We start from the raw sequence: 23,509 nt of genomic DNA on the forward strand, positions 1-23,509 counted from the left end.
AAGTGTAGTTAACTATAGTATTAGGATATCTTGTTTTTGTTATTTTGTCAAGATTTTTTTGTAGAAATCTGATATAATAATGATTATAAATAAGAGAAAGGCATAATGATATGACGCCTAATAAAGAAGATTACTTAAAATGTATTTATGAAATTGGAGAACAGGAATCTAAAATTTCAAACAAAATGGTCGCAGAACGGATGCAGGTATCTGCTCCTGCTGTCTCAGAAATGATTAAAAAGATGGTTTCACAAGGTTGGATCGTTAAGGATAAAACTTGTGGCTATTACCTAACGGAAAAAGGATTAGTTTTAGTAGCTAACCTCTACCGTAAGCACCGATTAATCGAGGTGTTTCTGATTAATCAGCTAGGTTATAATGCTCAAGAAGTCCACCAAGAGGCCGAAGTTCTAGAACACACCGTTTCAGATACCTTTATTAATCGCTTAGATGATACACTTGGCTTTCCCACTTTCTGCCCACACGGAGGAACGATTCCACGTCAAGGTCAACCACTCGTAGAAATGAATAACACAAGACTCAGCACCATTACCACACTAGGGAATTTTCGTCTGAGTAGGGTCCATGACCAGTTTGACTTAATCCAATATCTGGAAGCACATGATCTCAAAATCAATACAGAATTGGCACTTACTCAGATTGACACCTTTGCAAAGACCTATACCGCTCGTTATTCCGATAAGGAATTAATCATTCCTGAAAACATTGCCAAATTACTCTATGTGACTGCCCTTTAGACCAACCGTTTCATGATTCAAAACAGCCAGACACTTGGTATAGTGTCTGGCTGTTTTAACATGACCAGTATCGGATTTCTGATAAGCATTCTCACAAATAACAAGCTGTCCTCTCTTCCAATAAGGTTCACTTGCTGTCTGTCACAACATCTAAAAAGACCCCTACGATGTAGGAGTCTAACCAAATAAGTAATGCCTTAACTCAGGGCAACATTACTTATTAAACATGTCTTCCAACTCTTTTCGTATGTTATCTAAGCGTTCTTCAATACTATTTTGCTCCTTATTCTTCTGGTCACTCATGATTGATCTAAGATAATAGCCATATAAAGAACCGTAACTAGACCCTAGCTGGTCTTTATAATCCTCAAATATATTTCTAAGCTGAAGTCTAGCGTTGTCTTTAGCATCACGTAAGGGAGATTTTCCATAACTGTAAGTATCTGCATTTGCTGTTTCTGTCGAACTAAAACCAAGACCAACTGCCATAAGCGCTAATACACTTAAAAAAAGCATTTTGTTTTTCATTTATTTTTTATTTCCTTTTAATTTTTATGTATCGATACAAAGGTTATTATATCATGTTTCATTATTTTATTCAAACCTTAGTTTATAAAAAATAGAAAAACTAGACGAAACAGGCTTTCTTACGGGGTGAAGGCACTCGTTTTAAAGCAACAATCAAATTTTAATCCTCTTAGTTTGATTAAATTAAAATTATAGTTAGACAAAAAGATGTTCTGCCAATATTTTAACCTAATTGGCCATTTTATCTGTCAAACGACATTAATTAGCAAGCTAGGGCTTTCAAAAAGACCATTACCATTTGGGCTGACTTTTTCCCAGCTTGTACGATGAAATCATCAAAGGTAATATTGGCATCATGTGCTGCGGTATCGCTCATTGCCCTAACAACAATAAAAGGTTTGCCAGCAGCTTGAGCAGCTTGAGCAATGGCAGCTCCTTCCATTTCCACTGCCAATACATCCGGAAAACGTGCTTTGATGGCATTAATTTTATCTTGCCCTGCAATAAAACTATCTCCTGTGGCAATAAGACCAATGCGACTAGCTATCTTTTCCTGGGCTAAAACTTTTTTAAAGGTTTTAATGAAACAAGAGTCACTATTGAAATATAACGGCTGTGCAGCCATTTGTCCATAATCGTAACCAAAAGCAGTCACATCCACATCATGATAAATCAATTGATCAGCAACTACTACATCCCCAATAGCAAGACCAGATGCCACTGCTCCTGCTGAACCAGTATTAATAAGAGCCTCTACCTCAAAATGATCCACTAAGACAGCTACCGTCATGGCTGACATGACCTTGCCAATGCCTGATTGCACCAAAACAAGGTCATGCTGACCCAATCGACCAGTATAATAAGTCTTTGAGAGAACTTGATGTGCTTGACTATCCAACAAATTTTCCAAGAGCAGGTGTAATTCCTCCTCCATGGCAGCAATAATTCCAATTTTCATAATAGTTCCTTACATTTTAAAGATTAAAAACCGCATAAATCAAAAACGCAATTAACACAATGACAGCAAGAAGAATCAAATTCAATTTTGATTGAAATTGACTACGTTTAGCATTTTCTATCCGACGACTTTTATAGATACGGTCTGATTTGTTGTCATCAGGCAAGATCATGATCTTGGTATCAAAATCTGCATAGTCATCTCCTTCAAATCGTTCGCCACGCTTTGCTCTTTCAATCATCTCATCTGTTAATAAAGGTTTTCCCATTTAACGGTCACCTCCAAAATGTAGGGCATAGTATTGCAAAGCAATCAAACTTTTGGCATCCACAAGTTTTCCTTGAGTAATCAAGTCCATACAATCATTATAAGTTAATTCCAAAACTTCGATTACTTCATCATCATCTTGTGGTCTTGGGGTGGTAACTTTTTGCAAATCAGTTGCCAAATAAAGCTTAATCTTTTCATTGCAAAAACCAATAGCCGTGTAGAACTCATAAAGAAATGTCAACTGACCTGTGTAGGCTGTTTCTTCCTCTAATTCACGCGCAGCAGCCTCCATTTCTGAACCAGCTTCTCCAGCTTCTAGTTTTCCTGCTGGAATTTCATAGGAAATAGCTTCAATGGCTTTACGATATTGTTTCACCATCACAATCTTATTTTCAGGAGTGACTGCCAGAATCGAAACAGCTCCGCGATGGAAAATGAGTTCTCTCCTAGATTGTCCCAAATGATTTGGCAGTTGCACCTCATCCACAACAACTTTAAAAATATGACCATCAAAAATTTCTTGTCTTTTCAAGGTTTTTTCTTCAAATTCCATGCCTGTTCTCCTTACTAAAAAATTCCTTTTACTTTGCTTTAGTGGGATGATGCGGGAGACGCTTCGCATAATCTTCCTTAGTGACCTGACGGCTACGCCCAATGGCAATACTGTCAGCAGGTACGGTTTTGGAAATGGTTGATCCCGCTGCTGTCAGGGCATTCTCTCCAACTTCTAAAGGAGCAATCAGGGTTGAATTACTACCGATAAAGGCATGGTTACCAATGACCGTTTGGTATTTGTATTGACCATCGTAGTTAACCGTGATGGTTCCCGCACCAAAATTAACACCCGAGCCCACTTGAGCATTTCCAATATAGGTTAGATGCCCAGCCTTTGTTCTTTCTCCAATATGAGAACTTTTAACCTCAACAAAATTTCCAATATGAACGTCTTTGGCTAATTTTGAACCCGGGCGAATATGAGCATAGGGACCAACAGTCACACCAGTGGCAATCATAGATTCCTCAATCATTGAGTTAGTAATCACACTCCCTTGACCAATTTCTGAATCCACAATATAAGTCCCATTCGTCAAGACACATCCTGATCCAATGCGTGTTTTTCCTTTTAAGGTAACATTTGCCTCGATGAACACATCCGGTGCAATATCCACATCGCTTTCAATATAAGCCGTTTCTGGATTTTGAAAAGATACACCATTAAGCATGTGCTGTTTGGTAATGCGGTGGCGCATCACTGTTTCGGCTGTCGCAAGAGCCACACGATCATTGACTCCTAAACTTTCATTGAAATCTCTCAGAACATAGGCACCAACTTTTTCTTTATTTTCTCTGAAAATAGAAATAACATCTGTTAGATAATATTCGCCTTGAGCATTGTTAGTATTAATATTTTTAAGTGCTTCAAATAGGCGTTTATTGTCAAAAACATAGGTTCCAGTATTAATTTCTTTGATTTGTTTTTCAAAATCGTTGGCATCTTTTTGCTCAACAATTTTAATGACTTCGCCGTCCTTATTTCGGATAATACGCCCGTAACCAAAAGGATCCTGTGCTGTTGCCGTTAAAATCGTTGCGACATTTTTATGGTTAACATGGAAATCAATTAAATTTTTCAGGCTTTGTCCTGTGATTAGCGGGGTATCTCCGGCAATAACAAGGGTATGACCTTCTAAATGTGACAGTTTCTCTTTTGCCATCATCACTGCGTGACCGGTACCTAATTGTTCTGTCTGAAGCACAAACTCTGATTGATCTGCCAAAACAGCACGCACCATTTCGGATTGATGACCAATCACCGTCACATTTTTTTGGGGAGTAATAGCAGCAACACTTCTAAAAACATGCTCCAACATGGTTAAGCCAGACACTTTATGAAGTACCTTGGGAAGATCGGATTTCATGCGAGTCCCCTTACCCGCTGCTAAAATAATTGCATAGTTTGTCATAGATTTTTCCTTAATATATAGATAAATACTACCCCATTATAGCATATTTTCCGGAAGCTTCCTGTCTTTTCCTAGCCATTTGTCCCTTTTTTAAGCAAAACTGACGCTGAAAATAAGAGACCTTCCAAATGATTGAACTTTTGTTCGTTTAGCATTCAAACCTTGCGATAGCGCTTTTATTTAAAATACCCAATCCTCAACGGCAAGTTCCAAAATAGCTATAACAAGTGTCAGGAAAACAATTTATGGAAATAAAAATAGGACGATCGCACTCAAAAAATACCCCAATCGTTATTTTATGTCTAACTGTTGAGGTACCGGTAAGGCTATCAAATCCTTTTCATTAATAGGGGTTAAGACCTTGCAGCACGTTCCAAAATGGTCATCACAACTCTGCTATGCTCCAAGGCTTCATGGGCCTTATTGATCATTTTGTGATCAATCATGTCTCTAAAGGCAAGAAATTCTTCATACATTCGATGCTCATGCTTATTCAGATTGACGACTTGTGACTCTTTTCCATGAAGAGATAATTGAACCTGCGGTAAGGTATTAGTAGCACCAAGCACTGCCATTGAACCTTTATTTCCTTGAATAGTTGATTTAATATCTGCAGTGCAATCCTTAGCTCCAATACAAATTGCTTTAAAGGTCCCATAATCCATCACCAACACACCAGACGTATCAACTCCTCTTTCCATATTGGCTAAATATTGAACAGTCTTTGGAATTCCAAAAAGCCCCGCTACCAAGTGAATATTATAAATGTTTAAATCACGTAAGGCACCACCACCTTTTTGAGGATCAAAAGCTGGCGCAATCTCACCACGCTTAAAGGCGTCGTAGCGTGAGGAATATTGGGAATAATTGCACTCAACAATTTTAATATCTCCTAGTTGGTCTAAATGGGCTTTCATAAACTGCATATTGCTTAAATACTGATTGGTAATGGCTTCAAGAAGGATTAGATTTTTTTCTTTGGCTAAGCCAACTAGTTCATCCAATTCAGAAACAGTCATGGTAAAAGGCTTTTCACAAATCACATGTTTTCCTGCTAACAGTGCTGCTTTTGCACCTTCAAAATGCAAATGATTTGGCGTTGCAATATAAACTGTATCAATAACTTCTGATTGCAAAATATCATCAAAATTACTACTTGTCTCTTTAATATCAAAAGCTTCTGCCAAGTTTCTTGCCACATCAATACTATGAGGGGTTGAAATAATAGCCATCAGATCAATACCATCAATTTCCTTTAAAACAGGTAAAAGATCCTTAACAATCATTCCAGTTCCTAAAATAGCTAATTTCATCTTAATCTCCTTTACTGTGGGTAAACCACCTGAAATTCCTCTAAAACAAGAGGACTTTTTTCAGAAAAAACAAGCCCAACTTGCTCAAAATAAGGTTGGAAAAAATCATAATGCACTTTTCGCCACCCTGCCAAACTCCGATCACCCTCCCCCTCTTTATAGGCATGCTCTGCTGATACTTCTTGAAAAGGAACAACTGATACCTTAGTGATTTGAATGATACAAATAGCTTGATCCTTTCCGTCTAAAATAATGTCATAAGTTCCTACTTGAGGAAGTGGTTCTTGGTCCACGGCATATAAGTCATAGGCAGAAGCTGTCGCCGTTTTAGTCCCTTCTAAGACCAATTGTGCTAATAAATCTGGTTGAACACCAAAGGCCCAAGCATCCATCTTATCACCGATACTTGGATTAATCTCCTTGTAAGCTTGCCAAAGTTCTTCTGCTGTCATTTTTTCTCCGTCAAATTCAAGCTAGATAGCTGATACAATACCAAAAAACATTTAAAGGCTTTGCAAAACTTTTTCTGCATTTTAACCCTTTCTTTAAGATCAAAAATATAGGCAATATGCCCCATCTAGCCCCTTAAGTAGGTAGACTTAGCCTTGATAGATCCCGGAATGCCCTTAGAATCTTATCATCTTATTGATATTCTGTACGAATCAGCCAAGAATTGCCAAAACCAGTTTCAATATACTTGGTTATTTCAAGCTCCAACCGCCATCCATTTTAATAATTTCCCCTTGCATGGCGCTTGCTTTTCCTGAAGCCAAATACAAGGTGAGATCTGCTATTTCTTCCGGTTCAAGCCAGCGACCAATAGGGGTTTCATCTGCCACCCATTGTGCCAAGCCTTCTGGTTCAAAATCTGCCTGAGTCATAGCAGTTTTTACAGCACCTGGTGCAATTCCAAAAACCTGAATACCTGCCCTCGCATAATCCAGAGCTAATTGGCGGGTAAAGCCTGCTAAGGCATGTTTGCTAGCAGTGTAGGCAACACCACCTCCTCCTGCCATAAAACTGGCTATAGAACACATATTGATAATGATACCTGACCTTGCTATTACCATTTTTTCCAAATAATGGCGTGTAAGACGGACATTAGCAAAAAAATTAGTCTGAAAAACCGTTTCAAGTGCAATATCTGTCACATCAAGCAAGGGTTTGTAAGCGTCAAGGATTCCTGCGGTGTTGCACAAGATATCCACACTAGGTACAAAATCCGAAAGCGCAGCCAGAGTTAACTCCTTGCTAATATCTCGTTGTAAAAAATAAAAATTGCCGGACAAGTCAGGCTTATCTGACTTGTCAACACCATAAACAGCATAGCCATTCTCTAAAAACAAACGTGCCTGTGCTAGACCGATACCTGAGGAAACTCCAGTAATGAGTACACGCTTAGTCATACACTTCTACCCAGTCAGTAGCGAGAACATCGCAAGGTGTCGGCGCCCACATGGAAAAGCCCTCCCCATCTCCAGAAACGTTAATCAAAAAGTAAGGGGTCATTTCCAGTGCTACGCCATTTTGCTCCATACAATCAAAAAGCTGAACATAGTTTTCAGCCCCTCCCCAGCCAGTACGAACATATTTTTTTTTGGCTTTTAGACCTGGTAAAATCTCTTCAAATGTCATGGTTTAGTTCCTTTTTGTCTATAAACGTTGATTTAATAGGCTTTTCATTGAGCCTATGAGTTCAAAAAATAAAATTTGTTCACCTTTTTGTGGACTTATAAAGAATTTATGGCTTTTTCGTAATAGGAAACAGCCTCTTTTTCTTTGTCTTTTGAGAGGTGTCCGTAAATGTCCATTGTCATAGCTAACGTAGCATGACCTAGACGGTATTGTAATTCTTTATAGCTGATACCAGCATTTAGCAATAAACTAGCGTGAGTGTGTCGGAAAGCGTGAAAGGTAAAGCGAGGGATAGCAATTTCAGCACACCGCCTGTCTAGGCTTTCCTGTCTAGTTGCCATGTTTTGATATTCCTTTAGTGGTGTTGCAAATACCACAGAAGAAACACGCGCCCCAGTCTCTATAAATAATTGTCGTTGCCTATTCTTGTAAAGTCGTAGCAGATTGATTGTTTTCTTGTCTATGCTTATGACCCTTACCCCTGCTTTGCTCTTTGGCGTACCAATTAACTTTAATAACCTACTGTAATTCTTGGTTATGCTAATAGTACCGTTATCTAGGTCAATATCAGACCATTCTAAAGCTACTACTTCCCCAAATCGGCAACCAGTAGCAAGTAAAACGCTGTATAAGACATAATCAAAAAAATAACTGAATTTCTTATTGGCTAGCTTTTCCATGTAAGTCATTAACGCTTTTAAATCTTCTGGAGCTATGAACTTAATAGCCTTATTTTTCTTTTTTGGTACTTTAGGCAATATGACATCACGCGCAGGATTGAATGGCAATAACTGGAGGGATACCCCATATTGTAAAACACGCCTATTGATTGAGTGGACAACGCTATAATGTACCAACTCAGTAGATAAATCATTGATAAAGCCTTGTATATAGCTAACAGATAGCTTATTTAATCTCAAAGCACCAAAGACTGGTATTAAGTGATTATAAAGCATTCTCTTAGTTGCTATAAATGTTTGAGGCTTTACCGTAAGCTGATAACTTTCTAGCCATAAATCTGCAAGTTCTTGATAATTCTTTATCGGTACAACTTTAGTAACTGTATAACCATTAGAAATAAAGTCATCTTGCGCTTGCTTTGCTTTCTGCCTAGTTTCTTTTCTTGTCCTACCTGTTACGCTTGTTTTAGATCTCTTACCTGTTACCTGGTCAGTACCTAAATAAACACTAGCACGGTACACGATCGTACCATTTTTCTTTTTGACTTCTGTAATTTTCATGATATGAACCTTTCTATCAGCAGGCAAGCCGTTATTAAAAAGATTTTAGATTGAATTGGGTTTATATCATGCGAGGGCTTACGAGAATGCCTCTATTTTCGTTTGTTTTAGGTAGATAGTCTATTTATATTGATTGAGGTTAAAACGCTATACAAAGCATTTGAGCGCCTTTATGAAATGGTAAGAGTAAGATAATTTTGTACCACGCGCAATTTACTAAAAAATACTGATTTTGTTGAAACATGTTGAAAGGCGTATTTACAAAACTTGACAAAACTAGACATTTTTTAAGGTGTAGCACACAGAAAATCTAAAATTTTAGGCTACGGAGCTTTGCTATGTGGCGCGTGAGTTAGTCTCTATGTGTAACTTCATTTAGTTTAGCCAAAGTTTTTATTAAGCTATTAGTTAACTTACCTAATTGGTCACCCGTAACGTCTGCTGCTATCCCCGCAGTATCTGCTATTGTATCTGACAGAGAAGACAGAGCCTCACTCATAGCATCTAGATACTCACTGATATACGCTTTTCTTTCTTCTGGAGGTAAAGCCATAAGTTCTTTATCGCTTAGGGTATTTTTAGGAATATCTATTTTTACTACTCTTTCAGTAGGTTCATAAGATAGATTCATTGGATAACCAGTTGTATGATAAAAATCTTCTTCCGCCCAAGTTCTAAAATCACTGTACCCAAGCAAATAAGAAACTTGAACCCCAAAATAATCTGCTAATTGTTTAGCTTTGTCTGGTTTGATTTGGCTTTCACCGTTTTCCCAATTTTGTAAAGTTCTATAATGCACGCCAATTTTTTTAGCTAACTCTTTCTGAGATAGCTTTTTTTCTTGCCTTAATTCTTTCAATCTATTCATAATTTCACGACCTTTCAAAAGTGATTATATATCATAATTTGAAAAAAGTACACTTTTTTTGTGTATTTTATCAAAAAACAGTTGACAAGAATAAAATTATTGTGTATCATTCAAATCAAGCACAACAAAAATGTGCCATCACCCCTCCACAACCTTTCACACTTTCAATCTATGGAGGGGGATTTTTCAAAGAAAGGAGAACGGTATGAGCAAACTCAAAGGCTACCGGGTCATGTTAGGATTAACCCAGCAAGCTATGGCGGACAAGCTAGATATTTCTTTGCAATCTTACAATAACAAAGAGACAAAGAAAACACCCTTTAATGACAAGGAGCGTCTAACTATTAAGTCAATGGTTGCTGAAATCAAACCAGATATAACCATAGACGAATTATTTTATCAAGATTAGAAAGGAGGCACACAATGAACATTGTTTACATGGACGGCAAGAAAGAGCCATACACAACCAGCGAGATTATCGCTGAATGCGCAGAGGTACAACACCACACCATCACGCGCTTAATTAGAGAGCATAAAGTAGATTTTGAGGCTTTAGGAATACTTGGATTTGAAATCCATAAATTAGACACTAGAGGACAACCTAAAAAAACCTATATTTTGAATGAGCAACAGGCTACTTTGCTGATAACCTATCTCAAAAATACCGAACCCGTAAGAGAGTTCAAAAAGAACCTAGTTAAAGCATTCTTTGAGTTGCGTAAAGAGGTGGCAGAGTTTCGCTATCAGAGAGCTTTAGAAAAACCAAAGCGCAAAACCTTGCACGATAGTATAGAAACATGGGAACAAGCTCCCAAACACGCGCACCCAACCGTTAATAACTTGCTACTAAAAGGCGCTAGCGGATTGAATAAAAAGCAACTTATGGCACAACGTGGCGGACATAATGGCATTGATAGCTTAACAAGTACAGAGCTAGTCAGATATCAAGCCTTAGAAGATATGGCTATCGCTATGATTAACCTAGGCATGAGCTATCAAGATATTAAAAACATGGTATTCAGACAGAAAACGGAGGTATCACAATAGGCATACTGACCGCACTACTACACCTTTTACTATGGGCATTTACCACAGATAGCCCAGAAGATGATTAAAAAACGCACCTAGTAGGCGCGTGAGAGCAACAAAAAAGGCTTTGATAGCGACCAAACTTCCAAGCCTTTTCACACAATTAAATTAAATCCAATAACAGCAGGCAAGCCGTTATTAAAGGGATTTTAGTAATTTATTGATACCTAGATTATACCATGATTTAGGTATCTTGACCATACGGAGAGACATAACTCTTAAAAATGACAGACGCAAGAAACCAATTTGAAAAAAACCTATAACAGCCTATGCTTACAAGTTGGGCGACCGAGAGCATGAGGCAATTACCCAGAAAATATGATAACGAGGTACCAAAATATGGCATTAAGCACACGAAACATCAAGCAACAAGGCAACCAAATCGCTGAGTTGCTCCCACGTATTGAAATTATCCAACAGCTAGGCAATGCTTTATTACTTGCCGATAATGCTGGAGCAGATAGCACTATTTTACACCATCAAATGAAACAAGCATTTAGTGTTATTTTTGAAATGACAGAACAACTATATCAAGATTTAGATTTAATCGCTTGTAAATTGATAAATTGTGATGATGATAAAGAATTGGAGGTTATTAGACAACATGAACGATAAGATTTTAAGTAACTATGAATTGCTATGCACAGAGCTAGTAAATGTTATCAGCACTTTAGAGATAGCTATTAGTGATATTAACCCAGATAAAGCAATATCCCTTGTAACAGTAGCAACTAATGGGTTAAAGCATCTTGTTTCAGAACACACAGAATTATCAGATAAATTTTTCAAGGAGTATGGCAATGAATGAATTAATCCCAACATTGACTGAAAGTGTTATCTTGATTATTGTTTCCTTGGCTATTCTAATTTTATTATGGCGTTATGAGAGCTATATAGAGCTTGATAATAGCCCACAAACTGACAAGGTGGAGGAAAACACCACAGCCCACGTCCAAGAGCGCTATGGTGCCTATGTATGGCTTGCAGGTAAGAGATTTAACTAGGAGGCATTTCATGATTTACACAATAGATATTTACCCAGACAGGCAAACGGAGGTAACAGAATGACACTACCACCGCTTCCAGAGAATTATAAGCGCGTGCTTAATCTTATCAAGGTAGGGGCTGACAACCCCACAACAGGGGCAGAAATAGCCCTTATTTTGAAGTTAGAAGAAAGGACAGTACAAAGTATAATCAGCCGTTTAATCACGCGCTATGGCGTTCCTATCATTGGCGTAAGGCATGGCTTTAATCGTGGTTACTTTATCCCAGCAGATAAGGCTGAGCTATTAGACGGCGCTAAAGCTTTTTATAATCAAGTACAGGAAGAACAAAAGCGCCTAAGTGTTTTGTTAAATGCTGAGCTTGATAGCTACAAGGAACTACTGAAAGGGGTTGATATGAATGTTTAGCCTAAGTAAAGAAAGTGAAAATAGCCTAAAACGTGGCATATTATCGCTAATATCTGGGTTTCTAAAAGAATATCTGAAACCCAAACCACGTATAACAGGCTTAATCACTCCCAAACAGATAAAAGATGAACTGGATGTAGATTATAAAACTTTGCAACGTTGGGAGCGTGCAGGCTTAAAAAGGCTTACCCCTCCTATCGAGGACACGCGCAAAGTCTTTTATAAAATTGATGACCTTTTAATATTTTTAGGAGCGGAGAAATGACAATATATGAAAGCCGTGGCTTTGGGTCTTTACTTTATCCATACAAGGGAAAGCTAGAACCTTTTGAATATATCTCTAATTTTAAACCCTTGGAAGTCCCTAAAGGTACTGATTTAGAAGAATATAAGCGAACACAAGCCCCCTACTGTTTAAGTGGTAAAGTCACGCCAGAGAAAAACGGTAGCTATAAGCGAAACAATGCAAGTCTTATTTATCGTGATTTGATTTTCCTAGATTATGATGAGATAGATACAGGCGTAAACCTACCTAAAACCGTTTCTGAGCGACTTTGGGAGTATAGTTATATTATTTACCCAACTATCAAATACACCGCAGAAAAGCCCCGTTATAGGCTTGTAGTAAAGCCTAGCCATAACATGAATGAGACAACCTATAAGCAGGTAGTCAAGGAGATAGCGGATAAGGTTGGGTTACCGTTTGATATGGCAAGTCTTACATGGTCACAGTTACAAGGCTTACCTGTAACCACAGGCAACCCAGAAGAATATCTGCGCTATATTAACCATGGGGAAGATTATCCAGTACCAAAAGCAAGGCAGAACCGAGCAACTCAAAAGAGCACTACTCCTTACACACTTAAAACCAACGGTCAGAAATCTATCACAATGCGCGTGATAGATCCCCTGTTACATGGCTTTGGAGACGAGGGAGGGCGTAACATAGCACTCACGCGCTTTGTGGGGCTACTGCTTAATGAATGGGTTGATTGTGACGTAGAAACAGCCTATGAGCTTACACTGATAGCAAATAGCGTTACTGACAGCCCAATACCACAAAGAGAGTTAGATAGAACTTTTGAGAGTATTGTGAAATCTGAAATTAGAAAGAGGTCGAGAATGTGAATATCAATGAATTACAACAGGAATTAGATAATGCTAAACAGATTAAAAAGCCCAAAACCATGAAAGAACTATACCAACTGTTACAGTCATTAGGCGAGACATGGCGAGATGAACACAAAGAGGAAAAGGAAATCACCAAAGGTAACAGAAAAGGCGAGGTAGAAACAAAAATACCACGCCCTAGTGTTGCTGAGGTAGCTAATATTTTACTCAAAAATTGCTACTTTACCTTTATTGGATACAGCAAGCTAACAGACAGTAGCCAGCTCTATTTTTACCATTTAGACCTAGGCTATTATATTGCCAGCCGTGATATAGTCAATAAACTTATTCTAAAATTTGACAGCAGGCTAACATCTAAGCGATTTACCGAAGAAGTGATTATTTTTCTAAGGACAGAAACAAAAATCAAGCCCCCTATGCAGGAAAGCTATTTAATACCAGTAAGAAATGGCATTTTTAACTTACATACTAAACAATTAGAGCCATTTAACCCTAAGCATGTTATCACAACCAAGATAACCACAGCATACAATCCAGAGGCTAAAAAACCCCTTTTAGGCGGTTGGTTCGATTTTGATAAGTGGCTAGGGACTCTTGCTTGTGACGATAAGGAAATCATTACACTACTTTGGCAAGTTATGAACGAGGCTATCAATCCCAACCGCACGCGCAAAAAGATGGTCATTTTAACTGGAGATGGGAACAACGGAAAAGGGACATTTCAAGCCCTATTAGAAAATCTGATAGGTAAGGAAAACATTAGCAACCTAAAACCCGACCAATTCCAAGAACAGCACCTACTTTCAGCGCTTAATGGAAAGGTTTGTAATATTGGTGATGATATTTCTGATAAATACCTAGACAGTGTTTCCGACCTAATGAGTATTGTCACAGGCGATACAATCCAAGTAAACCCTAAACATTTACAACCTTATGAGGCTAGTTATCGCCTATTATGCATCTTTTCTGGTAATGGTATCCCTAGAAGTCGAAACAAATCGCAGGGCTGGTACAGGCGTTTGTGTATCGTACCGTTTAATGCAGATTTTAATGGCACAGTAGAACGCCCAGAAATCAAAGACGATTTTATTAAAAACAAAGAGCTTTTAGAGTGGGTACTCTATAAAATCCTAAATATGGCAGAGTTTGATAAATTCATTGAACCCAAAGCAGTTAAAGACATGTTAGATGAGTACAAAGAGGACAATGATTTTTATTATTCTTTTGTGGTTGGCACTTATATTCCTAATGGCTATCATGAGTTGCAACATGTTCCCTTACCCATTATCAAACAATGTCTAGAGGAATTTACAGAGGACGAGGGGATAAAAAACGCTAACCTATACAGCTTTGGAAAAAAAATAACTGCTGTACTAAATAAAGAAGTTGCTGATATTTATAACTTAAAGACTGGGCGCGTGCCATTAGACGATTATAATATCCTTGACCCTAACGGTTGGCATAGCCGAAAACTTCAAGGAGTACCTAAGGGAGTACACAGAAATAACCAAGAATAATAAGAAGTATCAAAGTTTGTGACCGTGTGACCAAGATGTGACCAAGATTTTAAAAATCGGTCACACGCTGAAACCCTTGATAATACTGACTTTTTACCTCTAAATTATCAAAATGTGACCATGTGACCAAGTTTTTTATTTATATATATAGGAGTTGGAAATCATTTCATCTTTTTTATATAAATAATTTTTTTCAAAATCGGTCACAAGGTCAATACCATAGCTAAACCCTTGATACTACTAGCTTTTTGAACGTGACCAAGATTTTTGAAAGTTGGTCACAAAAGCTAAAATTTTACATAATTTTTCTTAAAGCAGAAAATGGAGACTAAAAAATGACAGAAAATGACTACCTAGAACAAGCTGAAAAAGATAGATTAGAACTGGAGAAACGCCGCCTAAATTATATGGCTGATGACACACCTATTGAGCCTAGCGATATTCCTAAACTAATGGAAATAGCTAAAAAGTTACAAGCAGAGGATACCAGTCTGAACATTTATGAACTGTATAAGCACCCAGAAGCGCGTGCTAAACTATTCTCACAGATAACTGAAGCTTGTTATATAGCTTTGAATGCTACACCGACACAAGCCCAAAGATTGACATTTTGCGACTATCTAGAACAGCAATACGAAAACACCTTAAAGAAAATGATTGCCAGCACAGACAAACAGGCACTAGGTGAGTTACTAGATTTGTTAGAGCTACCAGCAAGCCAGTTTATCCGAGATATAGCAATCAGTGGGTTACTAGCCAAAGGTTGAACAGAGAGGCACGCGCCTCTTTTGTTGTTTAATCAATAAATTTGGGTTTTGCCAATAAAGGAGAGGAAAATGATTGAATTGACCATAGAAAGCATAACCAAACCATTGAAACAAAAACGCTTATCAAGAGTATCCGGTAAGTTAAAGGGAGTAGGTATCACTATTGACCTTAATAACCTAACTGTTAACTACGGTAGCCAACAGATAAACCTAGCTAGCATACCAGGCACTTATGGAGGTGTCCGCTACTTCTTTCTTTGTCCTGATTGTGGTAGGCGGTGCAGGAAACTTTATAAGCAATATCTGTATTTTGGTTGTGGGATGTGTCAACAAGTCTACAAGAAAACACTAAACCGAAGTAAAACAGATTGTCAATATTATTTTGAGCTAGCTTTCAAAGAGGCTAGAAAGATAGACCCTAGTTACTATCCCCAAAAAGGATACGTTGATTATGACAATTTTCCTAGCAGACCAAAAAGAATGAGGGCTAAGACATACTGGAAACATTACAGAAAATTTACCAGCTATTTAGATAAAGGGTTGAGTTATTGGCTAGGCGGACTTAAATAAACAGGGTGCATTTACAAAATAAACAAATAAAGAACGCTCTATTAGTTCCCAAAACAAATAAACTTACTCAATCGAACAAAGAACGAACAAAGAATACGCGCTTTTTTGATATAATCATAGTCATAGCGAGGTATTAAATTATGTTTGAAATCAATATGACGATTAACGAGCGACTAAGAGACATTAGAGATTTGAAAGATGCTATTTCTAGTTTAGAAAATGATAAACTTGAACTTGAGAAAACTTATCCAGTACAGTCTAGGAGAATTAGAAAGAAAAAAGCAAGATTATTGGTAGCAATACGAGGAATTAAAGTAAAACGGCAACGTATGACAGATTTAATCAATCAGCTATCAGACGAAAACCAACGTAAAATTTTGACCTTACAATATATCGAAGGAGTAAAAGACAAACATCTAGTAGAGGTAAGCGGTCTAAAAGATTATAGAGAAGTCTCTAGCATTAGACAAAAAGCTATTAAGAACTTAGAGCGGTTACAAAAGCAACTAGAACAGCCTCAAGCTTAAATTTAGCCCTATTTTAGCGCGTGTTTTGCTTTATCCGATAAATTAACCATACAGCAACTAAAAGCCCTTAGAAACGATTTTAGGGGCTATTTTTGATAACTGATATTAGACAAAATATTATCTTTTTACTTGAATACGTGTAGCACGTGTGATATAATAATGTTGTCAGGAGGTAAAAGCGCTATGCCTATGACACAAAAAGAAATGGTTAAGCTACTTACCGCCCATGGTTGGACAAAAACTAAAGGTGGTAAGGGGTCTCACGTTAAACTTGAAAAAGTAGGCGAGCGACCTATAACCATTCCCCACGGTGAAATTAACAAATACACCGAAAGGGGTATCAAAAAGCAAGCAGGGCTGTTATAAAAGCAGTCCCTCGCTTGTCTTTGATTTTGGAGGTAAACTATGCTTGTCACTTATCCAGCTTTATTTTATTATGATGATACAGACGGAGCTAGCGCCCCTTATTTTGTCACTTTCCCAGACTTTGAACATTCAGCAACTCAGGGCGAAGATATGGCAGACGCTATGGCAACGGCTAGCGATTGGTTAGGTATTCATCTAGCTGATTATATTGAGAATGGGCGAGATATTCCCACACCTTCCCCTATTAACGCTTTATCATTGGCTGATAATAACCCTTTCCGTGATGATAAGGACATAGAGCTAGTTTATGACCCTAGCAAGTCTTTTGTATCTATGGTTATGGTTGACGTTGCTGAGTATCTAGGCAGTCAAGAGCCTGTAAAGAAAACACTAACTATTCCACGTTGGGCGGATACTTTAGGGCGTGAGTTAGGGCTAAATTTCTCACAGACCTTAACAGACGCTATTGCAGATAAGAAAATTCATGCTTAACACTATCTAACTTATATGATAGGGCTAAACCAGTACACTAAAACAGATAAACTGCTAAAGTGTAAGGTTAGCCCTATTTTGTATTTTTACACAATAAGGAGTAATTTTAACATGGCTAAACCTAAAGAAAAATGGACACCAATAATAACCCACATTGCCCCTAAAGGTACTGAACTAGCAGACGGTACAATATTAGACAAAGAAACCACCTTATCACAAGAAGAATTTGCTAAAAATCCCCCTGTTATTCCAGCAGGACACCCTTTTTATAATATTTGGGCTAGGATAATCAAAGAGAAGATGGAAAAGGGAGAGTTATAACATCAAGATACTGTACGTTTCCGCTTGATATTCGCTTGAAATTGTTTTGTTAAGGTCAACAAATTTGATAACCACGCGCTTTTAGGTAGCTTATCTTTTCGATAGATAAAATAACTAATGCGCGTGATAAACATGATATAATATATTCACAGCTGGAGGCTTGCATAGTCTAGCCGATTAGGGAGAGTTAACCCGTGAGGTCAAACGCTCCTTTTTTTGATATAATATAGCTATCAGCAAAATACTAGATAACTAAAAAAGCACCTTGTGGGGTGCTAGTTTCTTGCCTGCTGAACTCATTATTTGATTGACCTATTTTAGGTCTTTTTTGTTCACCTTTTTGTGGACTTTGGAAGACTATTAAAGAAAATCTATGACTAAAATTTTTCAAAAAGTCCTTAAAAATATAGCTCATAAATGCCTAAAGGACCGTATTCTAAGCCATTCTTGAAAATCTCTTCAAATGTCATGGTTTTCTCCTTTATTGTCTATAAACGTTGATTTGATAAGGTTTCTTAAACCTTGTAATGAGTTGTTTTATAAATTGTTGTCATTTTCTAGTAAGTTAAAACTAGTAAGTACTTTTTCATTTCTATTATATCGCAAGGGCTAAGAAAAGCAAACAATGACTTGCTCATTTAAACACCTAACCCATGATGAAACACCTTGTCAGGACATCAACTCGTCATTAATCAATCATAATTCGTTAACACTTCTAATATCAAAATTTCTCCTTATAAAAGATGTTGGTTAGTCAGATAAAACAAAAAACAACTGACAAATGATTTTCACTATGAAAAAACAGTTAATGTTAAACATTACCCTAATAATAACTTTATTTAAACTTTATCATTGACTTATGATCATAATCATGTTAAAGTAAGGATTGTAAATAAGTTTTTCGAGTCAAAGTATCAGTTTCATCTTTTGTTTTCCTCTTAATATTTTTTTACAAATAACTAAAAAGAGGTAACTCAAATGACACAAGGTACAGTAAAATGGTTTAACGCAGAAAAAGGCTTCGGCTTTATCACACAAGAAGATGGTTCAGATGTTTTCGCCCACTTCTCAGAAATTCAATCAAATGGTTTTAAATCTTTAGACGAAGGTCAAAAAGTAGCCTTTGAAGTTGAGCAAGGTCAACGTGGTCTTCAAGCAACAAATATTACTAAAATTGCTTAAAACTCACAAGAAAAACCCGTAGAATAATCTACGGGTTTTTCTTGTGTTGTGCAATGATTATACTTGATATTAACCTGAATACTTCATTACAACCATCAGGTCTTTTTTGTTCTTTTCTAAGGGGGCTAACGGATTTAGAAAGTTAGAAAATCCTAAGAAATAGGGCACGATCTCTATTTCAGCCTACTTTAGGTGATGACCTAACCTAAATCGCCTTGATCTTGAGTTATAGTTAACCCTGTTCTTCACATTGTTTTAACATTTATCTGGTAGTAATGCCACAACCAAACTCAACTAGCATTGAAACTAGCCAGCCCATTATATCAAAAAAGCAAGGTTGAATTGCTCTACTAAAACATTGGTAAAAGAGATTAGAGTCACTAGACGAATGGTCAAAGATATGCTTTTTTGACAAAGAAAGCCATTTATTCAAAAGAATAATTGAAACAACAGCAATAATACTGGAATAAAAAGAGTCAGCACTGAAATTGACAAAGTGATTGATAACCATATTTTTCCTTAATCCACTGAATAACAGGAAAACTGCTAAATCTAAAAATGGCTTGTTTAAATATCAGTGAAGGCAAGCATGCCATCATTTATTTGTCACTATCTTTCAAACCCCATCGCCTTATGGCTTCATCTCATTTGCCAATTACAATAAAAACAAGAGAGTAAGGAAAATACTACAATCCTCATCTCTTGCTTTTATCTTATAACCATATTAGCTTACCCAATAATCGCACCATTTGGTACCGACGGGTCAACTGTTAAAACGGTCAATTTCCCGTCATGTTCAGCCGAAAGAATCATTCCTTGGCTGATGTATTTTTTCATCATTTTTCGTGGCTTGAGATTGGCTATAATTTGGAGTTTTTTACCAACTAATTCTTGTTCATTTGGATAAAATGTTGCGATACCTGATAAAATCTGACGGTCTTGACCATCACCCGCATCTAATCTAAAGCGCAGCAATTTATCAGAACCTTCTATTTTAGCTACTTCTTTAACTTCTGCCACACGAATCTCCACAGCATCAAAGGTTTCAAAGTTGATTTCCTCTTTTTCTGATTTGAGGTCAACCTCTTCCGGATTCCACTCTTTTTCGTGAAAAATAGCAGAGCCTTTCCTCATTTCTTCCTTGATATAAGCAATTTCTGCTTCCATATCAAGACGAGGGAAGATTGGTGTCCCTTTTGCAATAACGGTTGTATTTTCAGGGAATCCTGATAAGGTAAGGCTTTCTAAATCAAAATTCGTTCCCAAACCAAGCTGTGTCATGATGGCATTTGATGTTTTCATCATGAAAGGTTGAATCAAGTGTGCTACGACGCGCAAGCTAGCCGCTAGGTGCACCATGACACTGGCTAATTGCACTTTATCACCATCGTCTTTAGCTAATATCCAAGGAGCTGTCTCATCAATGTATTTGTTGGTGCGAGCGATGATCGTCCAGACTGCTTCTAAAGCACGTGGGTAATCAACAGCTTCCATTTGTTTATGATAATCTGCTAGATTATTTTCAATCACTTGCACTAAGTCAGCATCAAAAGCTGTTACATTTTCTGTATAAACAGGTACTACACCACTAAAATACTTGTTAATCATAGCAATTGTACGATTGAGAAGATTCCCAAGGTCATTGGCTAATTCGTAATTGATACGTCCAACGTAATCCTCTGGTGTAAATGTTCCATCAGAACCAACTGGCAACGAACGCATGAGGTAATAGCGGAGAGAATCAAGTCCAAAGCGCTCCACCAACATTTCTGGATAAACCACATTCCCTTTTGACTTGGACATTTTACCGTCTTTCATAACAAACCAACCGTGAGCAATCAGGCGATCTGGCATTGGTAAATCAAGCATCATCAATAAAATCGGCCAATAAATACTGTGGAAACGCAAAATATCTTTTCCAACCACATGGAAAATCGTTCCATTCCAGAACTTATCAAAATTGGCATGATTCTCTTGCCCATAGCCAAGGGCTGTCGCATAGTTTAAGAGAGCATCAATCCACACATAAACCACGTGTTTAGGATTTGAAGGCACTGGGACCCCCCAAGTAAAGGTGGTGCGGCTAACTGCCAAATCTTCTAAGCCAGGCTCAATGAAATTTTTCAGCATTTCATTAAGACGTCCATCTGGCTGAATGAAATCCGGATGAGTATTAAAAAAAGCCACCAAACGGTCTGCGTATTTACTTAACCGTAGGAAATAAGATTCTTCTGATACCCATTCAACTTCGTGACCTGATGGCGCCACACCACCAATAACACGACCCGATTCATCTCGGTAAACTTCCGCTAACTGGCTTTCTGTGAAAAACTCTTCGTCCGAAACAGAGTACCATCCTGAATATTCCCCCAAATAAATATCGTCTTGCGCTAGTAATCTTTCAAACACAGCAGCCACCACTTCTTCATGATAATCATCTGTGGTACGAATAAATTTGTCATAGGAAATATCAAGCAGTTGCCATAGAGCTTTGACATCTTTTGCCATGCCATCAACGTAGACCTGTGGGGAAGCACCAGCTTCTTTCGCCTTGGTTTGAATCTTTTGCCCATGCTCATCAAGTCCTGTAAGGTAAAAGACATCGTGACCCATCAAGCGTTTGTAGCGTGCTAATACATCACAAGCAACGGTCGTGTAGGCAGAACCAATGTGTAATTTCCCCGATGGATAATAAATCGGTGTGGTAATATAAAATGGTTTTTTATCAGTCATTTCTTTTCCTTTCAAGGCTAATGAAACCTTATTGATTAATTTCCCTTTGGCTGAGACATTTCAGCTATCAATGACTCATTATATCACATTTCAAATGGTAACAAAACCAGTAAATTAACTGATAAGGGGGAAACAGCATTTAGGTATTTTTCAAAAACGATCAAACACGACGTTTAATAGGCTTAATCTTTGATTGAATATGATAGAACTCTTGTGCCAATAAGTAATTAACATAAAGTAAGGGAAGCAACATGGGGGCTAAGGCATATTCGCCATAAGCAAGAGATAAGAGGGTCGAACAAATAACACCACAGGCAAAAGCTAGAATCACAATCAGGGTATTTCGACCAATATGTGTGATTTCCTTATTTTTCTCGCAAAATCCCTTAGTCAACAGATAGGCAGCATTTTTGATATTTCCTGTCATCATAACATTAGCATAACTTGCCCCACGTAGCGTTTTAAAAGTATCCACTTGAATAGCGGCAAAGAAGGCTAGGGCAGATACTGTAAAAAAAGAGGATAAAAACGGTGTCAACAAAGCAGTTAATAAAGCAATGCCAGTTAGTATAAAACTAGATAAGAGATACCAGTGCAAGCCTTTTTGATTCGCCCAGCGATGCATAAAGTAGGTAAAGGATTGCCCAAGCATAAAAACTAAGATGGGAAGTAAAAACTGCAAGGCTTGATCATGCTTATTTTCCGATAAATAGATGCCAAATGAAAGCAGATTTCCGGTCTGCACCCCTGCAAAGCGTTTCCCTTGCGTCATATAAGTAAAGGCATTCACATAGCCACTGATAAAACAAAGCATCATGGCACATCTCAACCCTTCATAAACCTGATATTTTTTTCGTCTTGTCTTGGACATCTTTCCTCCTTAGCCCGATTATTTATTTGCAAAAGAAAAAATACTGAGAAACAGTATTTTTCTTGATTTTAGGGGGCAATCTGACAACTTATTAACAATGGATTTCCTCATCACATCTTGTTTTTTCAGTGTCGGAAAACCTCCAAACATAGACCCAGTATAGCATAGAAAGACTGTTAAATCAAGTCTTTCTGCTAGTTGACCACGACACACACGTAAAGAAAATGCCTATAATCTTTGTCAGACAATACCCATTTCCTGCATATTTTCATGGATAAAGTAGACGGACTGAATTTCTTCTAACAGGGCTAAATTCTCATTGCCATTTGACTAAAAGGAGAAGAGTTGAGAGAATGCTCTTTCTGAAAAGAATTAAATCATTTCTCTTTTTTAATAGACTCATCAGTTTTTCAGCGAAAATTTTGTTAAAAATTAAGGAAAATTCTTCAAAAAAGATGACAACAAAACTTTCTACAAAAATGAAAGAGATAAACGATTGCTACTTATAATTACATTGCTTATAGCTTTCATTTGTCTTTTCCATTTCTAACCATAATGTGTTAAGTTCGAGTATTAACTCAAACTTAGTTTTGTTCTAGTTTTTAGCCTTTTTAAAGAAAATAGTGTTCAATAATAAGCAATTATTAAATTACTCCATACACATCAATTAGAAATCTTTGATGGTAAAAATCTAACACTACCTTTTTACCTTCGAATTTTCCCTTAGAAGTTTAATATTCAGTTTTAGGTACCTCATAAGGTTGATTAAAATTTTTATCAGTCTTTCCCCTACTGTATCCCGCTGAATAACTGTCATTAAAACCTTGTTCATAGCTATCACTTCTGACGTTCTTCCCTTTAGGATGCTCTCCCTGATGGGATTTACCATAATATCCATCTTCATAACCGACTTTAAATCCATCCTCACGTCCCTTATCATAATTGCCTTTTGGCTCTTGACCTTCTGATGGTTTTTCAGTTGTTGATGATGTC

General features: G+C 37.4%; 30 protein-coding genes and 1 pseudogene. 17 read left to right on the forward strand and 14 right to left on the reverse strand.

Going from position 1 to position 23,509, the window contains the following annotated elements; genetic code table 11:
- Positions 1 to 110 precede the first annotated feature (110 nt).
- On the forward strand, positions 111 to 758 hold the full coding sequence (locus H346_RS0108925) for a metal-dependent transcriptional regulator (protein ID WP_027970791.1): 648 nt from the start codon (positions 111 to 113) through the stop codon (positions 756 to 758).
- 213 nt (positions 759 to 971) lie between these two features.
- Here the strand turns inward: H346_RS0108925 and H346_RS0108930 are convergent, their stop codons facing one another.
- From H346_RS0108930 to H346_RS10895, 11 genes are all read right to left on the reverse strand, one after another.
- Positions 972 to 1,286, reverse strand: a complete 315-nt coding sequence (locus tag H346_RS0108930; protein ID WP_027970792.1) for a hypothetical protein — start codon at positions 1,284 to 1,286, stop codon at positions 972 to 974.
- A gap of 262 nt (positions 1,287 to 1,548) precedes the next feature.
- On the reverse strand, positions 1,549 to 2,244 hold the full coding sequence (locus H346_RS0108935) for a 5'-methylthioadenosine/adenosylhomocysteine nucleosidase (RefSeq protein WP_027970793.1): 696 nt from the start codon (positions 2,242 to 2,244) through the stop codon (positions 1,549 to 1,551).
- A gap of 16 nt (positions 2,245 to 2,260) precedes the next feature.
- Positions 2,261 to 2,512, reverse strand: a complete 252-nt coding sequence (macP, locus tag H346_RS0108940) for a cell wall synthase accessory phosphoprotein MacP (protein WP_027970794.1) — start codon at positions 2,510 to 2,512, stop codon at positions 2,261 to 2,263.
- The gene (locus H346_RS0108945; protein ID WP_027970795.1) at positions 2,513 to 3,067 is read right to left on the reverse strand and encodes an NUDIX hydrolase; all 555 of its coding nucleotides are present in this window, start codon (positions 3,065 to 3,067) and stop codon (positions 2,513 to 2,515) included.
- 28 nt (positions 3,068 to 3,095) lie between these two features.
- A complete protein-coding gene (gene glmU / locus H346_RS0108950) occupies positions 3,096 to 4,478 on the reverse strand; it encodes a bifunctional UDP-N-acetylglucosamine diphosphorylase/glucosamine-1-phosphate N-acetyltransferase GlmU (RefSeq protein ID WP_027970796.1) in 1,383 nt (460 codons plus the stop codon).
- A 353-nt stretch (positions 4,479 to 4,831) separates the two neighbouring features.
- Positions 4,832 to 5,791: a Gfo/Idh/MocA family protein gene (locus tag H346_RS0108955; protein ID WP_027970797.1), complete on the reverse strand. Its 960-nt coding sequence runs from the start codon at positions 5,789 to 5,791 to the stop codon at positions 4,832 to 4,834.
- Between the two features lie 11 nt (positions 5,792 to 5,802).
- Positions 5,803 to 6,243 (reverse strand): ASCH domain-containing protein, encoded by a 441-nt coding sequence (locus tag H346_RS0108960; RefSeq protein ID WP_027970798.1) that lies wholly within the window; start codon positions 6,241 to 6,243, stop codon positions 5,803 to 5,805.
- A 249-nt stretch (positions 6,244 to 6,492) separates the two neighbouring features.
- Complete coding sequence (locus tag H346_RS0108970) at positions 6,493 to 7,197, reverse strand: 3-oxoacyl-ACP reductase (RefSeq protein ID WP_027970799.1); 705 nt, start codon at positions 7,195 to 7,197, stop codon at positions 6,493 to 6,495.
- Positions 7,190 to 7,426: a DUF2829 domain-containing protein gene (locus tag H346_RS0108975; protein ID WP_027970800.1), complete on the reverse strand. Its 237-nt coding sequence runs from the start codon at positions 7,424 to 7,426 to the stop codon at positions 7,190 to 7,192. The genes H346_RS0108970 and H346_RS0108975 overlap by 8 nt, the downstream gene beginning before the upstream one ends.
- A gap of 95 nt (positions 7,427 to 7,521) precedes the next feature.
- Complete coding sequence (locus tag H346_RS0108980; RefSeq protein WP_027970801.1) at positions 7,522 to 8,667, reverse strand: tyrosine-type recombinase/integrase; 1,146 nt, start codon at positions 8,665 to 8,667, stop codon at positions 7,522 to 7,524.
- Positions 8,668 to 9,019: 352 nt separating this feature from the next.
- Positions 9,020 to 9,535, reverse strand: a complete 516-nt coding sequence (locus H346_RS10895; protein ID WP_244147259.1) for a helix-turn-helix domain-containing protein — start codon at positions 9,533 to 9,535, stop codon at positions 9,020 to 9,022.
- A gap of 205 nt (positions 9,536 to 9,740) precedes the next feature.
- Here H346_RS10895 and H346_RS0108990 point away from each other — a divergent pair, with 205 nt between their 5' ends.
- The 16 genes from H346_RS0108990 (at position 9,741) to H346_RS0109065 (ending at position 18,912) form a co-directional block, all read left to right on the forward strand.
- On the forward strand, positions 9,741 to 9,944 hold the full coding sequence (locus H346_RS0108990; protein ID WP_024393711.1) for a helix-turn-helix transcriptional regulator: 204 nt from the start codon (positions 9,741 to 9,743) through the stop codon (positions 9,942 to 9,944).
- A 14-nt stretch (positions 9,945 to 9,958) separates the two neighbouring features.
- A complete protein-coding gene (locus tag H346_RS0108995; protein WP_024393712.1) occupies positions 9,959 to 10,582 on the forward strand; it encodes a Rha family transcriptional regulator in 624 nt (207 codons plus the stop codon).
- Positions 10,583 to 10,963: 381 nt separating this feature from the next.
- Positions 10,964 to 11,239, forward strand: coding sequence for a hypothetical protein (locus H346_RS0109000; protein WP_024393713.1), 276 nt, complete (start codon positions 10,964 to 10,966; stop codon positions 11,237 to 11,239).
- A complete protein-coding gene (locus H346_RS0109005; RefSeq protein ID WP_024393714.1) occupies positions 11,229 to 11,432 on the forward strand; it encodes a hypothetical protein in 204 nt (67 codons plus the stop codon). Before H346_RS0109000 ends, H346_RS0109005 begins: the two co-directional genes overlap by 11 nt.
- Complete coding sequence (locus H346_RS0109010; protein WP_024393715.1) at positions 11,425 to 11,628, forward strand: hypothetical protein; 204 nt, start codon at positions 11,425 to 11,427, stop codon at positions 11,626 to 11,628. Before H346_RS0109005 ends, H346_RS0109010 begins: the two co-directional genes overlap by 8 nt.
- A 60-nt stretch (positions 11,629 to 11,688) precedes the next feature.
- Entirely contained in the window at positions 11,689 to 12,039 is a 351-nt protein-coding gene (locus H346_RS0109015) for a helix-turn-helix domain-containing protein (protein WP_027970802.1), read from the forward strand.
- Entirely contained in the window at positions 12,032 to 12,304 is a 273-nt protein-coding gene (locus H346_RS0109020; protein WP_017768772.1) for a MerR family transcriptional regulator, read from the forward strand. Before H346_RS0109015 ends, H346_RS0109020 begins: the two co-directional genes overlap by 8 nt.
- Positions 12,301 to 13,167: a primase alpha helix C-terminal domain-containing protein gene (locus H346_RS0109025; RefSeq protein ID WP_027970803.1), complete on the forward strand. Its 867-nt coding sequence runs from the start codon at positions 12,301 to 12,303 to the stop codon at positions 13,165 to 13,167. The genes H346_RS0109020 and H346_RS0109025 overlap by 4 nt, the downstream gene beginning before the upstream one ends.
- Positions 13,168 to 13,226: 59 nt before the next feature.
- Positions 13,227 to 14,687 (forward strand): DNA primase family protein, encoded by a 1,461-nt coding sequence (locus H346_RS0109030; RefSeq protein ID WP_027970804.1) that lies wholly within the window; start codon positions 13,227 to 13,229, stop codon positions 14,685 to 14,687.
- Positions 14,688 to 15,022: 335 nt separating this feature from the next.
- Positions 15,023 to 15,454: a hypothetical protein gene (locus H346_RS0109035; RefSeq protein ID WP_027970805.1), complete on the forward strand. Its 432-nt coding sequence runs from the start codon at positions 15,023 to 15,025 to the stop codon at positions 15,452 to 15,454.
- Positions 15,455 to 15,523: 69 nt separating this feature from the next.
- Entirely contained in the window at positions 15,524 to 16,024 is a 501-nt protein-coding gene (locus H346_RS0109040) for a hypothetical protein (protein WP_027970806.1), read from the forward strand.
- Between the two features lie 140 nt (positions 16,025 to 16,164).
- Positions 16,165 to 16,551: a hypothetical protein gene (locus H346_RS0109045; protein WP_009910450.1), complete on the forward strand. Its 387-nt coding sequence runs from the start codon at positions 16,165 to 16,167 to the stop codon at positions 16,549 to 16,551.
- Between the two features lie 183 nt (positions 16,552 to 16,734).
- Positions 16,735 to 16,917, forward strand: a complete 183-nt coding sequence (locus H346_RS0109050) for a type II toxin-antitoxin system HicA family toxin (protein WP_009910449.1) — start codon at positions 16,735 to 16,737, stop codon at positions 16,915 to 16,917.
- A 39-nt stretch (positions 16,918 to 16,956) separates the two neighbouring features.
- Complete coding sequence (locus tag H346_RS0109055; protein WP_027970807.1) at positions 16,957 to 17,409, forward strand: type II toxin-antitoxin system HicB family antitoxin; 453 nt, start codon at positions 16,957 to 16,959, stop codon at positions 17,407 to 17,409.
- Positions 17,410 to 17,520: 111 nt separating this feature from the next.
- Positions 17,521 to 17,730 (forward strand): BOW99_gp33 family protein, encoded by a 210-nt coding sequence (locus tag H346_RS0109060; protein ID WP_027970808.1) that lies wholly within the window; start codon positions 17,521 to 17,523, stop codon positions 17,728 to 17,730.
- Between the two features lie 978 nt (positions 17,731 to 18,708).
- Positions 18,709 to 18,912: a cold-shock protein gene (locus tag H346_RS0109065; RefSeq protein WP_027970809.1), complete on the forward strand. Its 204-nt coding sequence runs from the start codon at positions 18,709 to 18,711 to the stop codon at positions 18,910 to 18,912.
- A 729-nt stretch (positions 18,913 to 19,641) separates the two neighbouring features.
- On the opposite strand, the gene metG is transcribed toward H346_RS0109065, so the two are convergent.
- From metG to H346_RS10705, 3 genes and pseudogenes are all read right to left on the reverse strand, one after another.
- Positions 19,642 to 21,645, reverse strand: a complete 2,004-nt coding sequence (metG, locus tag H346_RS0109075) for a methionine--tRNA ligase (protein ID WP_027970811.1) — start codon at positions 21,643 to 21,645, stop codon at positions 19,642 to 19,644.
- Between the two features lie 160 nt (positions 21,646 to 21,805).
- On the reverse strand, positions 21,806 to 22,516 hold the full coding sequence (locus H346_RS0109080) for a YoaK family protein (RefSeq protein WP_027970812.1): 711 nt from the start codon (positions 22,514 to 22,516) through the stop codon (positions 21,806 to 21,808).
- A 731-nt stretch (positions 22,517 to 23,247) separates the two neighbouring features.
- A pseudogene (locus tag H346_RS10705) lies at positions 23,248 to 23,509 on the reverse strand (hypothetical protein); the annotation flags it as partial.

It is taken from the genome of Streptococcus castoreus DSM 17536, from assembly GCF_000425025.1.
Classification (GTDB): Bacteria; Bacillota; Bacilli; order Lactobacillales; family Streptococcaceae; genus Streptococcus; species Streptococcus castoreus.